Raw genomic sequence first — 14,210 nt, 5'->3', positions numbered from 1 at the left:
CGGCATGATGTCGGTCATGTGTCAGATATGGCCATGCACCTGACGTGGGACGCGCGAGTACATAGGGTCGGGAGCGACCCCGACCAGGGTCGGCACCACCCCCCACGAAGGCCGGAACCGACCGGCCTCTCCGACGAGTTGGAGGACTCGTGCGTCACAGACTCCTCGTGCCGGGCGCCGCCGCGCTCAGCCTGCTGCTGGCGATCCCGGCATCGGCTGCCGACTACTCCCCCGGCGCGCCGGGCGTGGGTGACTCCTACTACCCCGAGAGCGGCAACGGCGGGTACGACGTCTCCCACTACGACCTGCGCCTGAAGTACCAGCCGAAGACGGACCTGCTGGAGGGCACCGCGACCCTCCTCGCGAAGACCACGCAGGACCTCTCGCGCTTCAACCTCGACTTCGGCCTGAAGGTCAGCGAGGTTCGCGTCAACGGCAGGAAGGCGGCCTTCAAGGCGTCCGGCAAGCACGAGCTGGAGGTGACGCCGGACGCGCCGCTGCCCAAGGGCAAGGACATCAGCGTCGTCGTCCGTTACGCGGGCAAGCCGTCCGAGCTGAAGATCGACGGCTTCACGGCCTGGGCGCGCACCCCCGATGGCGGCGTGGTCGCGCAGGAGCCGGACTCGGCGGTCTGGTGGTACCCGAGCAACGACCACCCCACCGACAAGGCCACGTACGACATCTCGGTGGCCGTGCCGGACGGCACCCAGGCGCTCAGCAACGGCGTGCTGCTCTCGCAGTCCTCCAAGCTCGGCTGGACGCGCTACAACTGGCGCTCGGACAAGCCGCAGGCGACGTATCTGACCACGCTCGCGGTCGGCAAGTTCGACATCACCAAGGACACCACGGCGAACGGCCTGCCGGTCATCAACGCCGTCAGCAAGGACCTGGGCAGCAACGAGGGCGCGGCGAAGTCCAGCATCGAGCGCACCACCGAGGTCGCGGAGTGGCTGGAGGGCGTCTTCGGCCCGTACCCGTTCAACGCGCTCGGCGGCTACGTCCCGAACGTCCCGGCCGGTTACGCGCTGGAGACCCAGACCCGCCCGTTCTACGGCAAGAAGGCGTTCGACGCGGGCACCAACGTCTCGGTCGTCGTGCACGAGCTGGCGCACCAGTGGTACGGCGACAGCGTCTCGCTGAAGGACTGGAAGGACATCTGGGTCAACGAGGGCTTCGCGCGCTACAGCCAGTGGCTGTGGTCGGAGAAGGAGGGCGAGGGCACCGCGCAGGAGCTGGCGGACTACGTCTACGCCCAGCACCCGGCCGACGACGCCTTCTGGACGGTGAAGCCGGGCGACCCGGGCGCGGAGAACCAGTTCGACATCGCGGTCTACGACCGGGGCGCGCTGGCCCTCCAGGCGCTGCGCAACAAGCTCGGCGACAAGACCTTCTTCGCACTCCTGAAGTCCTGGCCGACCGAGAACAAGTACGGCAACGCCTCGGTCGCCGACTTCGTGAAGTTCGCCGAGGAGAAGTCTGGCAAGCCGCTCGCCGCCTTCTTCGACACCTGGCTGTACCAGCCCACCAAGCCGTCGGCCCCGGCCGCGCAGGGCGCCACGATCGCGGCCGGCAAGGCCCCGGCGGCACAGCCGAAGTCCTGGAAGAAGATCGCCGCGACGAACGACGTGCACGCGCACGGCGACGTCCACACGCACGACGGGCACCGGCCGGAGTAAATCTTCCCGCCAACTGGCGGTTACCAGAAGGTAATCGCGGCTGATTGGATGTGCGGCGCCGGATCAACCCCCCACCCCACAGGGAGATTCAGTGCCGCACTCCACGCCGCGACGCATGCGCGCCGCCGTCCTCGCCACCGCGATAGCTGTCGCCTCGTCGCCGCTCCTCACAGCGGCCAACGCTTCCGCCGCGAACACCCCCGCGCTCAAGGTCCTCACGTACAACACATTCCTGTTCAGCAAGACGCTCTACCCCAACTGGGGCCAGGACCACCGGGCGAAGGAGATACCGGCGGCGGACTTCTTCCGCGGCCAGGACGTCGTCGTGCTCCAGGAGGCGTTCGACAACTCCTCCTCCGACGCCCTGAAGGCGAACGCCGCCGCCGCGTATCCGTACCAGACCCCGGTGGTCGGCCGCGGCAAGGACGGCTGGGACGCCACCGGAGGCGCGTACTCCTCGCTCACCCCGGAGGACGGCGGCGTCACCCTGCTCAGCAAGTGGCCGGTGGTACGCAAGGAGCAGTACGTCTACAAGGACGCCTGCGGCTCCGACTCCTACTCCAACAAGGGCTTCGTCTACGCCGTACTGAACGTGAACGGCACGAAGGTGCACGTCGTCGGCACCCACACGCAGTCCACCGACCCCGGCTGCGCGGCGGGCGAGGCCGCCGCGATTCGCGCGAAGCAGTTCAAGGAACTGGACGCCTTCCTCGACGCCAAGCACATCCCGGCCGATGAGCAGGTCATGGTGGCGGGCGACTTCAACGTCGACTCACGGAGCACGGAGTACGGGGCGATGCTGGACGCCGCCGGCCTCGCGGCCGCCGACGCCCGCACCGGACACCCGTACTACTTCGACACCCAGGAGAACTCCATCGCCAGGGACCGGTACCCCACCGACCCCCGCGAGGACCTGGACTACGTCCTGCACCGCGCCGGCCACGCCCGCCCCACCGACTGGCGGAACGAGGTCGTCAAGGAGGAGTGCCCGCCCTGGACGGTCACCAGCGGCGGCAAGGACTACACGTACACGAACCTTTCCGACCACTACCCGGTGACAGCGGGCTGAGCCCGGCCGCTGAGCCCGATCGCTGGGCTCGTCAGCGGCGCGGTCCCGGGACCTTCGGTGCGGGCGGGCCCTCCAGGCCGTCCGCGCCGCCGGTGGCGGCTCGTTCCGCGGCGAGGCGGTTCACCCGGCCGCGGACCACGAACCAGCCCGCGACCAGGGCCACGGCGATCACCGGGGCCAGCATGACCGTGTCCCGGCCGACGCCGTTGTCGAACCACATCAGGACGATGACGCCGAGCAGGAACGCGATGGTGACGAGGTCGGTGACCGGCGTGCCCGGCAGCCGGAACTTCGGGCGCTCCAGGACGCCCTCCTTGGTGCGGCGGACGAACACCATGTGGCAGATCATGATCACGACCCAGGTGCTGATGACGCCGAGCGCCGCGATGTTGATCACGATCTCGAACGCCTTGCCCGGCACCACGTAGTTCAGCACGACGCCCAGCACACAGACCGCCGAGGTGAGCAGGATGCCGCCGTACGGCACCTGGTGGCGGTTCATCCGGCCGACGAACTTCGGCGCGGAACCGGCCGCCGACATCGAGCGCAGGATGCGCCCCGTGGAGTACAGGCCGGAGTTGAGGCTGGACATGGCGGCGGTGAGCACGACGAGGTTCATCACGTCGCCGGCGGCCGGCACGCCGACGTTGGAGAGCACGGTGACGAAGGGGCTCTGGCCTGCGGTGTACTTGTCCCACGGCATCAGCAGCGTCAGCAGCACGACGGAACCGACGTAGAAGATGCCGACCCGCCACATGATCGAGTTGACGGCCTTCGGGACGACCTTGTGCGGCTCGCTGGTCTCGCCCGCGGTGACGCCGACCATCTCGACGGCGGAGTACGCGAAGACGACGCCCTGGAGGACGACCACGACCGGGAGCAGGCCGGTCGGGAAGAGCCCGCCGTTGTCGCTGATCAGGTCGAGTCCCGGCGTGTGGCCGCTCACCGGGTGCTGGGTGGCGAGCAGGAAGATGCCGATCAGCATGAAGATCACCAGCGCGGCGACCTTGATGATCGCGAACCAGAACTCCAGCTCACCGAAGATCTTCACCGAGATGAGGTTCACGGCCAGCACGACCGCGAGCGCGATCAGCGCCATCGCCCACTGGGGCACGTCGGTGAACATGCTCCAGTAGTGCGTGTAGAGCGCGATGGCGGTGATGTCGGCGATACCGGTGGTCGACCAGTTCACGACGTACATCCAGCCCGCCACGTAGGCGCCCTTCTCGCCCAGGAACTCACGGGCGTAGGAGACGAAGGAGCCGGAGGAGGGGCGGTGCAGCACCATCTCGCCCAGCGCGCGGACGACGAAGAAGGCGAAGAGGCCGCAGATCGCGTAGGCGATGGCGAGCGCGGGGCCCGCGGCGGCCAGCCGGCCGCCGGCGCCGAGGAAGAGGCCGGTGCCGATCGCGCCGCCGATGGCGATCATGTTGATGTGGCGGGCCTTGAGGCCCTTGCTGTATCCGGCATCGCCAGCGTCGTGCGGGGCGTTACCGTTCCCCCCGTCCGGCGGCCGGTAGGCGTCTTCCTGGACGGTGTGCGTGCTCACAGGTGCGTCATCTCGCTTTCGGGAGGGCGGTGGAGCGACGGCCGGCTGCTGCGGATCGCGCGAGTCGGGCCGACCGCACACCTTCCCCGAAGTACGGACATCCGTCTGTGAAAGAGATCACATGGACGAGATCGATCATGTGCCTGATCGCTGGTAGTCGGCGGTCTTCCTCAGTCCTTGAGGATCAGTACCAGCGCCAGTACCGCGGCCAGCGGCCAGCCGGCCAGCAGTACGAACGCCCACAGCCCGCCGCCGGGCCCCCTGAGCAGCGCCACGAGCCGCCCGACCAGGCCGGGGCGATCCTCGGGGACCCCGTCGCCCTGCTGCGGCCCCTCGTCCGCCCGGGGTCCCGGCATCGCCTCCCCGGGCCCTGCCGAGGCGGCCGACGCGCCCTTCGTGGCGGGCGCCGGTACCGCCGGCTGCCCTGGCTCCGGTACCGGCACGGTCCCCGCGGCCAGCGCCGTCACCGGAACCCGCGCGGAGACCGCGGGCCGGAACGCCCGCTCGTCCTCCAGGAAGCGCGCGAAGATGTCCAGCACCATCGGGCGCAGCCCCGGCAGGTCGGCGTCCGTCACGGACACCCGCGCCCGCGACCCCTCGCTGACGACCACGCCGTACGCGAGCTCGATGGGCCGGCCGCTGCGGTCGCGCAGCACCACGCCATCGGAGCCGGGCGGCGACGCCTGGACGATGCGGTACGAGAGTCCGATGCGCCCGCCGCCCGGCAGCGGCGCCTCCGCGTGCCGGCTCTCCCCCGTCTGCGTCAGGCCGCCGGTGATCGCGTCGCGCAGCACCCCGGAGAGGTTGCGCTCGCCCAGGAAGCGCGGCACGAGCAGCGTCCGCTGGCCCACCACCCGGCCGCGCGCCACCAGGAAGGGCCAGCAGCCGGCCTCCCGTACCCCCCTGCGGCTCACGACGCCTCGCCGTCGCGCAGCACGGAGGCGGGCATCTTGGCCACGAAGGAGGCCAGCTCGGCGTTCATGCGGTCCATCGCGATCCGCCGCGCGGAGGCCGCCTCCTCGGTGAGCCGGTCGACCTGGCCCAGCTCCTGTTCGCGCAGGCCCATCTTGCGCTCGCCCTGCTCCGTGAGCCGGCTGGCGAACATCTCCACCGCGGCCTCGCTCACCTTGTCGAGCTTCTTGCCGCCCACCACGGCGCCCAGGACGCCGCTGATGGCCTTGCTGAGCCGGGTGCTGAGGGTGCCGCTCAGCCACTTGATCCGCTCGGCGGCGGTGAGCGCGGTGCTGCGCTGGATCTCGCGGATGAGCTGGCGGCGGGTGGCCTCGTCCAGCCGGCCGAGGATCGAGGAGAAGATGTCGGGCAGGATCGCGAGGAACGGGATCTCGACGTACTGGGGGTGCGGCAGCGCGCCCGGGTGCTTGCGCATCCGGCCGTCCGGCTCCAGCGTCGCGTAATCGGGGCCCACCGAGCTGACGGGCAGCAGCCGGACGGCGGGCGCGTACTCGTTCCCCGCCATCGCGACGTTCCCCACGAGGTGCGCGAACTCCTCTATGCCGCACAGCGCCTCCTGGACGGCGGCCAGCGACTCCGCCTCCGTACCGGCGTATCCGGCGAGCAGGTCCCACTTGGTGATCACGAAGTGCACCGGCTTCTCCGCGGACTGCAGCAGCCCGAAGATCATCGACATTTCGTGGTGGAAGTGGTCCAGGCCCTCGTTGGTGCCCCGCAGCAGCTCGCGTACGTACTGCCCGTCCAGCAGGCACAGCACCGTGTCGGCCGCCACCAGCCGCTCGGTCAGCTGCTCCTGGGCCCGCGAGGCGGCGTCGTCCTGGGTGGCCTCGGTGAGCAGCTCGCCCGCGTAGTCCAGGTACTTGATGCGCAGCACCGAGTGGTTCGTGGCGTTCCGCCGGGTCTTGCAGTCGAAGGTGTACTCGCGGTCGTCGTTCACCCGCGTCGAGGCGGGCCACTCCCCGGGGCCCCGCACCTGGCGGTGGATGCCCAGCAGCTCGACGCGCTGCGCCTGCGCGCACTCCAGGAAGATCGCGGCGCTGCTCTGCACTTGCAGGCGCTTGAAGAGGCTGGAGAGGTAGACGGTCTTGCCTGATCCGGACGGCCCGACCACCAGTACTCGGACGGTGAACGGGTCGTCGCTGAGTTCGAGCATGTATCCCCCGAGAGCTCTGTACGAACAGTGGATGCTACTGACGGGGACAGCGGGCCGGAAGGTGGTCGGCGCTCCCTCACTCGCGAGAGTGGCGACGACGAGGACGGCGCAAGTGAGGACATCAGTGGCGAGATCGGTGGTGACATCGGTGGTGAGACAGCAATACTGTCCAACATGAGGGAGCCCGCCGAGTCCGCCGAGTCCACTGCCGACCTGAGCCTGACCGTCGACGAGCTGGCCGCCCGGGCCGGTGTCACGGTCCGTACGATCCGGTTCTACAGCACCCGCGGGCTGCTCCCGCCGCCGGAGATCGGCCCGCGCCGCGTCGGCAGGTACGGCCCCGATCACCTCTCGCGGCTCGCGCTCATCGAGGAACTGCAGCACCAGGGCATGACGCTGTCGGCGATCGAACGGTACTTGGAGCAGCTGCCGCCCGACGTCAGCCCCCAGGACCTGGCCATTCACCGCGCCCTCGTCGCCGGCTGGCTCCCGGACCGGGCCGAGGAGCAGACGCTCGCGCAGCTGGAGCGGCGGGTGGGCCGGTCGCTGACCGAGCAGGACCTGGACCGGCTGGCCGCGATGAGCGTGCTGGTGCGCACGGAGGACGCGGGCGTCTTCCAGGTGGATCCGGGGCTGCTCCAGCTGGGCGTGCGGCTGCTGGACGTGCCGATCGCGCTGGAGACCATCCTCGCGGCCCGTACGGTCGTACTGGAGCACACCCGCTCGGCGGCCCGGGAACTGAGCCGGCTGTTCAGGGACGAGGTGGGCGCCGCACAGGAGAACGGCGGGCCGGACGCCGCCGAGGTGGCCCGGCGCAAGTCCCTCTCCGCCGACATGCAGCCGCTGGTCGTGCAGGCGCTGGTGACTGCTTTTCAAAGGTCGATGAAGGACGAACTGCGGGAGTGGTTCGGCGGACGGTGAGCGCGAGAGGGGCGGGCCGCGCGGGCCCGCCCCGTACGCCGTCGGTGCTCAGTCCTTGAAGGTCTCGCCCTTCTCGGCCTTCTCCAGGAGCAGCTTCGACGGCGCGAAGCGCTCGCCGTACGCCGCCTGGAGCTCCTTGGCGCGGGCCACGAAGCCGGCGACGCCGCCCTCGTAACCGTTGATGTACTGCATCACGCCGCCGGTCCAGCCGGGGAAGCCGATGCCGAAGATGGAGCCGATGTTGGCGTCGGCGACCGAGGTGAGCACGCCCTCTTCGAAGAGGCGCACGGTGTCCAGCGCCTCGGAGAAGAGCATCCGCTCCTGCATGTCCCTGAACGGGATCTCCGCGTCCGGCTTCGTGTAGTGCTCGCGCAGCCCCGGCCACAGCCCGGCACGCTTGCCGTCCTCGCCGTACTCGTAGAAGCCCGCGCCCCCGCTGCGCCCCGGCCGCCCGAACTCGTCGACCATGCGGTCGATGAGCGCGTCCGCGGGGTGCGGCGCCCAGCTGCCGCCGGCCTCCTCGATCGCCTTGCGGGTCTCGTTGCGGATCTTCCGCGGCAGGGTCAGGGTCAGCTCGTCCATCAGGGAGAGCACCTTGGCCGGGTAGCCGGCCTGGCCCGCCGCCTGCTCGACGGAGGCCGGGTCGACGCCCTCGGCGACCATCGCCACGCCCTCGTTGATGAAGTGGCCGATGACGCGGGAGGTGAAGAAGCCGCGGCTGTCGTTGACCACGATGGGGGTCTTGCGGATCTGGCGTACCAGGTCGAAGGCGCGCGCCAGCGCCTCGTCGCCGGTCCGCTCCCCCTTGATGATCTCCACCAGCGGCATCTTGTCGACCGGCGAGAAGAAGTGCAGGCCGATGAAGTCCGCCTTGCGCTGGACGCCTTCGGCGAGGCCGGTGATCGGCAGGGTGGAGGTGTTGGAGCACAGCAGCGCGTCGGGCGCGACGATGCCCTCGATCTCCTGGAACACCTTGTGCTTGAGCGCGGTGTCCTCGAACACCGCCTCGATGACGGCGTCACAGCCCGCGAGGTCCTGCGGGTCGGCGGTCGGCGTGATGCGGGCCAGCAGTTCGTCGCGCTTCTGCTCGGTCGTGCGGCCCTTGGCGAGCGCCTTGGCGAGCAGGCCCTCGCTGTACGCCTTGCCCTTCTCCGCCGCCTCCTGGGTGACGTCCTTCAGGACGACCTGGACGCCGGCTCGGGCGCAGCTGTACGCGATGCCCGCGCCCATCATGCCCGCGCCGAGCACGGCGACCTTGGTGACCTTGCGCTCCTCGATGCCCTTCGGGCGGTTGGCCCCGGAGTTGACGGCCTGGAGGTCGAAGAAGAACGCCTGGATCATGTTCTTGGAGATCTGGCCGGTGGCCAGCTCGACGAAGTACCGCGCCTCGATGGCCTGCGCGGTCTCGAAGTCGACCTGGGAGCCCTCGACGGCGGCCGCGAGGATGTTGCGCGGGGCCGGGTACGGCGCGCCGTTCAGCTGCTTCTTGAGGTTGGCGGGGAACGCCGGGAGGTTGGCCGCGAACTTGGGGTTCGCGGGCGTGCCGCCGGGGATCCTGTACCCCTTGACGTCCCAGGGCTGCTGGGACTCGGGGTGCGCGTCGATGAACGCGTGCGCCTTGGCGAGCAGGTCCTCGGGGGTCTCGGCGACCTCGTGGATCAGCCCGTTGTCCTTCGCGCGCGTGGCGTTGTACTGGGTCCCCTGGAGGAGGACCTTCAGCAGCGCGTCGGCGATGCCGAGCAGCCGTACCGTACGGGTGACGCCGCCGCCGGCCGGGAGCAGGCCGAGGGTGACCTCGGGCAGGCCGATCTTGGTGCCGGGCGTGTCGAGCGCGACGCGGTGGTGGCAGGCGAGCGCGATCTCGTAACCGCCGCCCAGCGCCGCGCCGTTGATCGCCGCGACGACGGGCTTGCCGAGCGTCTCGATGCGGCGCAGGTCGCGCTTGATGCCCTGGCCCGCCTCGAATGCCTGCTGGGCCTTGTCGGGCGTGACGGCGATCAGGTCGCGCAGGTCGCCGCCGGCGAAGAAGGTCTTCTTGGCGGAGGTGAAGACGATGCCGCGTACGGTGTCCCGTTCGGCCTCCAGGCGGTCGGCGACCGCGGCGAGGGAGGTCTTGAAGGCGTCGTTCATCGTGTTCGCCGACTGGTTCGGGTCGTCGAGGACGAGGGTGACGACGCCGGTCTCGTCCTGCTCCCAGCGGATGGTGCTGGCTTCACTCATGGTGCGTTCTCCGTAAGGGGTCGGGACGGACGGTCAGAGGCGCTCGATGACGGTGGCGACGCCCATGCCGCCGCCGACGCAGAGGGTGGCCAGGCCGTAGCGCTTGTCCTGGCGCTCCAGCTCGTCGATGAGGGTGCCGAGGATCATCGCGCCGGTGGCGCCGAGCGGGTGGCCCATGGCGATGGCGCCGCCGTTGACGTTGACCTTGTCCAGGCTCAGGCCCATGTCCTTCACGAAGCGCAGCACGACGGCGGCGAACGCCTCGTTGATCTCGACCAGGTCGATGTCGTCGATGGTCAGCCCGGCCTTGGCGAGCGCCTTGCGGGTGGCGGGTGCCGGGCCGGTGAGCATGATGGTCGGCTCGGAGCCGGAGACCGCCGCGGAGACGATCCGGGCGCGCGGGGTCAGGCCGTACCGCTCGCCGACCTCCTTGGAGCCGATGGCGACCAGCGCGGCGCCGTCCACGATTCCGGAGGAGTTGCCCGCGTGGTGCACATGGTCGATCTGCTCGATCCAGTGGTACTTCTGCAGCGCCACCGCGTCAAAGCCGCCCATGTCGCCGATGCCGGCGAAGGAGGGCTTGAGGGAGGCGAGCGAGTCGGCGGTCGTGCCGGGGCGCATGTGCTCGTCGTGGTCGAGGACGGTCAGGCCGTTGCGGTCGGTGACCGGGACGACGGAGCGCTTGAAGCGGCCGTCCTTCCAGGCCGCGGCGGCCCGCTCCTGGGACAGCGCGGCGAACTCGTCCACGTCGCGGCGGGAGTAGCCCTCGATCGTGGCGATCAGGTCGGCGCCGATGCCCTGGGGGACGAAGTTGGTGTCGAAGTTGGTCATCGGGTCGTTGAACCAGGCGCCGCCGTCCGAGGCCATCGGTACGCGCGACATCGACTCCACGCCGCCGGCCAGCACCAGGTCCTCCCAGCCGGAGCGGACCTTGGCGGCGGCCATGTTGACGGCTTCGAGGCCGGAGGCGCAGAAGCGGTTCTCCTGTACGCCGGCGACGGTGTCGGGCAGCCCGGCGGCGATGGCCGCGATGCGGGCGATGTCGGAGCCCTGGTCGCCGACGGGGCCGACGACGCCGAGCACGATGTCGTCGACGGCCGCCGGGTCGAGGTCGGGGAAGCGCCGGCGTACCTCGTGGATCAGGCCGACGACCAGGTCGATCGGCTTGGTGCCGTGCAGCGCGCCGACGGCCTTGCCGCGGCCGCGCGGGGTGCGGATCGCGTCGTATACGTACGCTTCGGAAGTCACGGTGTGCAGCCTTTCAAAGGGGTGAGGGTGAGCCCTGGGTCTTTCCGTGCGCCGGTCCTGCCGGACGTGGCGTCAGCCGAGCAGCGAGCGGCCGATGATCTCCTTCATGATCTCGGTGGTGCCGCCGTAGATCGTCTGGATGCGGCCGTCGGTGAACGCCTTGGCCACGCGGTACTCGTTCATGTAGCCGTATCCGCCGTGCAGTTGCAGACAGCGGTCGGCCACCCGCTTCTGCAGCTCGGTGGCCCACCACTTGGCCATCGAGGCGTGTACGGCATCCAGTTGCCCGGCCGAGTGGTCGACAATGCAGCGGTCCAGGAAAGTGCGGGTGACGGCACACTCGGTGGCCATCTCGGCGATCTCGAACCGGATGTGCTGGAGCTTGGCGAGCGGCCGCCCGAACGCCTCGCGCTCCTTGACGTACTGCGTGGTGATCTCCAGCAGGTGCTCGGCCGCGGCGATGCCGGCCACCGCGATGCCCATCCGCTCCTGCGCGAGGTTGGTCATCAGGTGGATGAAGGCGCCGTTCAGCTCGCCGAGCAGATTCTCCTTGGGCACGCGCACGTCGTTGAAGAACAGCTCGGCGGTGTCCTGGGCCTTCTGGCCGATCTTGTCGAGGTTGCGGCCCCGCTCGAAGCCCTCCATGCCGCGCTCGACGACCAGCAGGCTCAACCCATGCGCGCCGCCTTCCGGCGTCGTCTTCGCCACCACGACGACGAGGTCGGCGAGGATGCCGTTGGAGATGAAGGTCTTGGAGCCGTTCAGTATCCAGTGGTCGCCACGGTCCTCGGCGGTCGTTCTGATGCCCTGCAGATCGGAGCCGGCGCCCGGCTCGGTCATGGCGATGGCGGTGATGATCTCGCCGCTGCAGAAGCCGGGCAGCCAGCGCCGCTTCTGCTCCTCGGTGGCCAGCGTGGTGAGGTACGGGCCGATGATGTCGTTGTGCAGCCCGACGGCCAGGCCCGCGGCGCCGGCCCGGGTGAACTCCTCGGCCAGCACGGCGGAGTAGCGGAAGTCGGCGTTGCCCCCGCCGCCGTACTCCTCCGGCACCGCCAGGCCCAGCAGGCCCTGGCGGCCGGCCGCGCGCCAGGCGTCCCGGCTGACGATGCCGTCCCGCTCCCACTGCTCGTAGTGCGGCGCGACCTCCTTGGTGAGGAAGGTGCGCACGGTCTCGCGGAAGGCGTCGTGGTCCTCGGTGAAGATCTGGCGCGGCAGCTGTGCGGGCTGGGTCATCGTGGGCCTTCCTCGGTGCCGTCCTCGGGACGTGCGGTGGTGGTCAGGGCGGGGACGTCCCAGTCGCGGGCCACCGCTTCGGTGTCCGCGCCGGGCAGGGCGGGGCCGCCGCGCACCGCGCCGGGCGTGCGCGAGAAGCGCGGCGCGGGCGCGGGCTGGGTGACACCGGCGTGTTCGACGAAGGTGCCGCGGGCCGCGAGATGGGGGTGGTCCGGCGCCTCGCGCAGCGACAGCACGGGCGCCACGCACGCGTCGGACCCGTCGAAGACGGCCGTCCACTCCTCGCGGGTGCGGGTACGGAACCGGTCGGCGATGGCCGTACGCAGCGCGCCCCACCGGGCGAAGTCCTCCCGCGGAGGCACGTCGTCCGCCAGGCCGAGCAGCCGCAGGAACTCGGCGTAGAACCGCTGCTCCAGGGCGCCGACGGCCATGTGGCCGCCGTCGAGCGTCTCGTACGTGCCGTAGAAGGGCGCCCCGCCGTCCAGGAGGTTGGCGGCGCGCCGGTCCTGCCAGGCGCCCGCCTCCAGCATTCCGCGGATCATGGTGGTGAGGTGGGCCGTGCCGTCGACGATCGCGGCGTCCACGACCTGGCCGCGCCCGCCTTCGGTGCGCGCGTGCTGGAGCGCGGCGAGGACGCCGATGACGAGGTAGAGCGAGCCGCCGGCGTAGTCGCCGAGGAGGTTGGCGGGGGCGACGGGCGGTCCGTCCGCGGTGCCGGTCATGCCGAGCGCGCCGGTGAGCGCGATGTACCCGATGTCGTGGCCCGCGGTGTCGGCGAGCGGGCCGTCCTGGCCCCAGCCGGTCATCCGCCCGTAGACCAGCCGGGGGTTGCGGGCCAGACACGGCTCCGGGCCGACGCCCAGCCGCTCGGCGACGCCCGGCCGGTACCCCTCGATCAGCACGTCGGCGCGCGCGGCCAGGTCGAGGACCTGACCCGGTCCCTCCGGGGCCTTCAGGTCGACCAGCACCGAGCGCTTGCCGCGGTTGGTGAGGTCGTGCGCCGGGTCGATGCCGATGCCGGAGCCGCCGGGGCGGTCCACGCGTACGACGTCGGCGCCGAGGTCGGCGAGGAGCATCGCGGCGAACGGGCCCGGCCCGATACCGGCGAGTTCCACCACGCGCACTCCGCTCAGCGGGCCGTTCCCTGTCTGCGCCATCGCGCCCCCAGCTTGTGACACCAATGCTGTAACACTCGTGATGTTAAGAACGTGTTCCAGTTTCCACAAGCCCCTCCTGAAGGCTTTCGGGGCGGCGCCCGAAGGGGCCTCCCCGAGGGGCCTTCCCGAGGCTCGGCCACCCGCCTCCCTTGCCCGCGCGGGGACAGCGATGACAATGGCCGGATGCCGTACTCGCACCTCGCCGCCGCACTGTTCGACCCCGCCACCGGCCAGGGCTGGCGCCAGATCACCGAGCTGGCCATAGCGCTGCTGCTGTCCTCCCTCATCGGGCTGGAACGCGAGGCGCGGCAGAAGAGCGCCGGGCTGCGTACCCACACCCTCGTGGGCGTCGGCAGCGCGCTCTTCATGGAGGTGTCGATCCACGGCTTCGGGGCCGTCACGGGACTGAACGGCATCGGCCTCGACCCGTCCCGGGTCGCCGCGCAGGTCGTCTCCGGCATCGGCTTCATCGGCGGCGGCCTGATCTTCGTGAAGAAGGACGCCGTACGCGGCCTGACCACGGCCGCGACCATCTGGCTGACCTGCGCCATCGGCATGGCCTGCGGCGGCGGGCTGCCGCTGCTCGCGCTCGCCTCGACGGCCGTGCACTTCCTCGTCGTCCGCGGCTTCCCCAAGATCACCGACCGGATGTCGATGGCCCCGTCCCTGGAACGCTTCGAACTCCGACTCGCCTACCGCTCCCAGCACGGCCTGCTCGGCCGGATGCTGGAGCTGTGCACCGGCAGCGGCTTCCAGGTGACCGACGTACAGGTCGAGACCGCGCCGGAAGAAGCGGACCGGGTCGCCAACGAAGTACTGCTCCGCCTGGAGGGCATCGCCTCCCCACACGAACTGGTCGAACGCCTGGCCCAACTGGACGGCGTCCGCGGCATCACGCTGGGACGGGAGGCGGACCGTACGGAGTGAGGGCGGGTGCCTAAACCCCGGCCGGATCAGCGCACGTCGTCTGATGCGTGCGACCGCAAGGCGCCGGAAGGTCCTCGATCTCGAT

At 70.5% G+C, this 14,210-nt stretch carries 11 protein-coding genes; 4 read left to right on the top strand and 7 right to left on the bottom strand.

The window, feature by feature from the left end:
* Positions 1-149 precede the first annotated feature (149 nt).
* The gene (locus ACZ4MH_RS08995; RefSeq protein ID WP_351594833.1) at positions 150-1,676 is read left to right on the top strand and encodes a M1 family metallopeptidase; all 1,527 of its coding nucleotides are present in this window, start codon (positions 150-152) and stop codon (positions 1,674-1,676) included.
* A gap of 91 nt (positions 1,677-1,767) precedes the next feature.
* Positions 1,768-2,745 (top strand): sphingomyelin phosphodiesterase, encoded by a 978-nt coding sequence (gene sph / locus ACZ4MH_RS08990; RefSeq protein ID WP_351594831.1) that lies wholly within the window; start codon positions 1,768-1,770, stop codon positions 2,743-2,745.
* 31 nt (positions 2,746-2,776) lie between these two features.
* Here sph and ACZ4MH_RS08985 read toward each other — a convergent pair whose 3' ends face one another.
* From ACZ4MH_RS08985 to ACZ4MH_RS08975, 3 genes are all read right to left on the bottom strand, one after another.
* The gene (locus ACZ4MH_RS08985; RefSeq protein WP_351594845.1) at positions 2,777-4,174 is read right to left on the bottom strand and encodes an amino acid permease; all 1,398 of its coding nucleotides are present in this window, start codon (positions 4,172-4,174) and stop codon (positions 2,777-2,779) included.
* Between the two features lie 290 nt (positions 4,175-4,464).
* Entirely contained in the window at positions 4,465-5,208 is a 744-nt protein-coding gene (locus tag ACZ4MH_RS08980; protein ID WP_351594828.1) for a hypothetical protein, read from the bottom strand.
* Complete coding sequence (locus tag ACZ4MH_RS08975; protein ID WP_351594826.1) at positions 5,205-6,419, bottom strand: TRAFAC clade GTPase domain-containing protein; 1,215 nt, start codon at positions 6,417-6,419, stop codon at positions 5,205-5,207. Before ACZ4MH_RS08975 ends, ACZ4MH_RS08980 begins: the two co-directional genes overlap by 4 nt.
* 174 nt (positions 6,420-6,593) lie before the next feature.
* Here ACZ4MH_RS08975 and ACZ4MH_RS08970 point away from each other — a divergent pair, with 174 nt between their 5' ends.
* Positions 6,594-7,340: a MerR family transcriptional regulator gene (locus tag ACZ4MH_RS08970; RefSeq protein WP_351594823.1), complete on the top strand. Its 747-nt coding sequence runs from the start codon at positions 6,594-6,596 to the stop codon at positions 7,338-7,340.
* A gap of 48 nt (positions 7,341-7,388) precedes the next feature.
* Here ACZ4MH_RS08970 and ACZ4MH_RS08965 read toward each other — a convergent pair whose 3' ends face one another.
* The 4 genes from ACZ4MH_RS08965 to ACZ4MH_RS08950 all read right to left on the bottom strand — a co-directional run bounded on the left by ACZ4MH_RS08965 (position 7,389) and on the right by ACZ4MH_RS08950 (position 13,198).
* Positions 7,389-9,560, bottom strand: a complete 2,172-nt coding sequence (locus ACZ4MH_RS08965) for a 3-hydroxyacyl-CoA dehydrogenase NAD-binding domain-containing protein (protein ID WP_351594821.1) — start codon at positions 9,558-9,560, stop codon at positions 7,389-7,391.
* Positions 9,561-9,593: 33 nt separating this feature from the next.
* On the bottom strand, positions 9,594-10,808 hold the full coding sequence (locus ACZ4MH_RS08960) for an acetyl-CoA C-acetyltransferase (protein ID WP_351594818.1): 1,215 nt from the start codon (positions 10,806-10,808) through the stop codon (positions 9,594-9,596).
* A 72-nt stretch (positions 10,809-10,880) separates the two neighbouring features.
* Positions 10,881-12,023 carry an acyl-CoA dehydrogenase family protein gene (locus tag ACZ4MH_RS08955; protein WP_351594842.1) on the bottom strand — a complete coding sequence of 381 codons (1,143 nt, stop codon included), beginning with the start codon at positions 12,021-12,023 and terminating at the stop codon, positions 10,881-10,883.
* 14 nt (positions 12,024-12,037) lie between these two features.
* A complete protein-coding gene (locus ACZ4MH_RS08950; protein ID WP_351594816.1) occupies positions 12,038-13,198 on the bottom strand; it encodes a CaiB/BaiF CoA transferase family protein in 1,161 nt (386 codons plus the stop codon).
* Positions 13,199-13,381: 183 nt separating this feature from the next.
* Here ACZ4MH_RS08950 and ACZ4MH_RS08945 point away from each other — a divergent pair, with 183 nt between their 5' ends.
* Positions 13,382-14,125: an MgtC/SapB family protein gene (locus ACZ4MH_RS08945; protein WP_351594813.1), complete on the top strand. Its 744-nt coding sequence runs from the start codon at positions 13,382-13,384 to the stop codon at positions 14,123-14,125.
* The last annotated feature ends 85 nt before the right edge of the window (positions 14,126-14,210 follow it).

This window comes from Streptomyces sp. NPDC026301, assembly GCF_055567935.1.
This window is presented reverse-complemented; position numbering and strand designations above follow the sequence as displayed.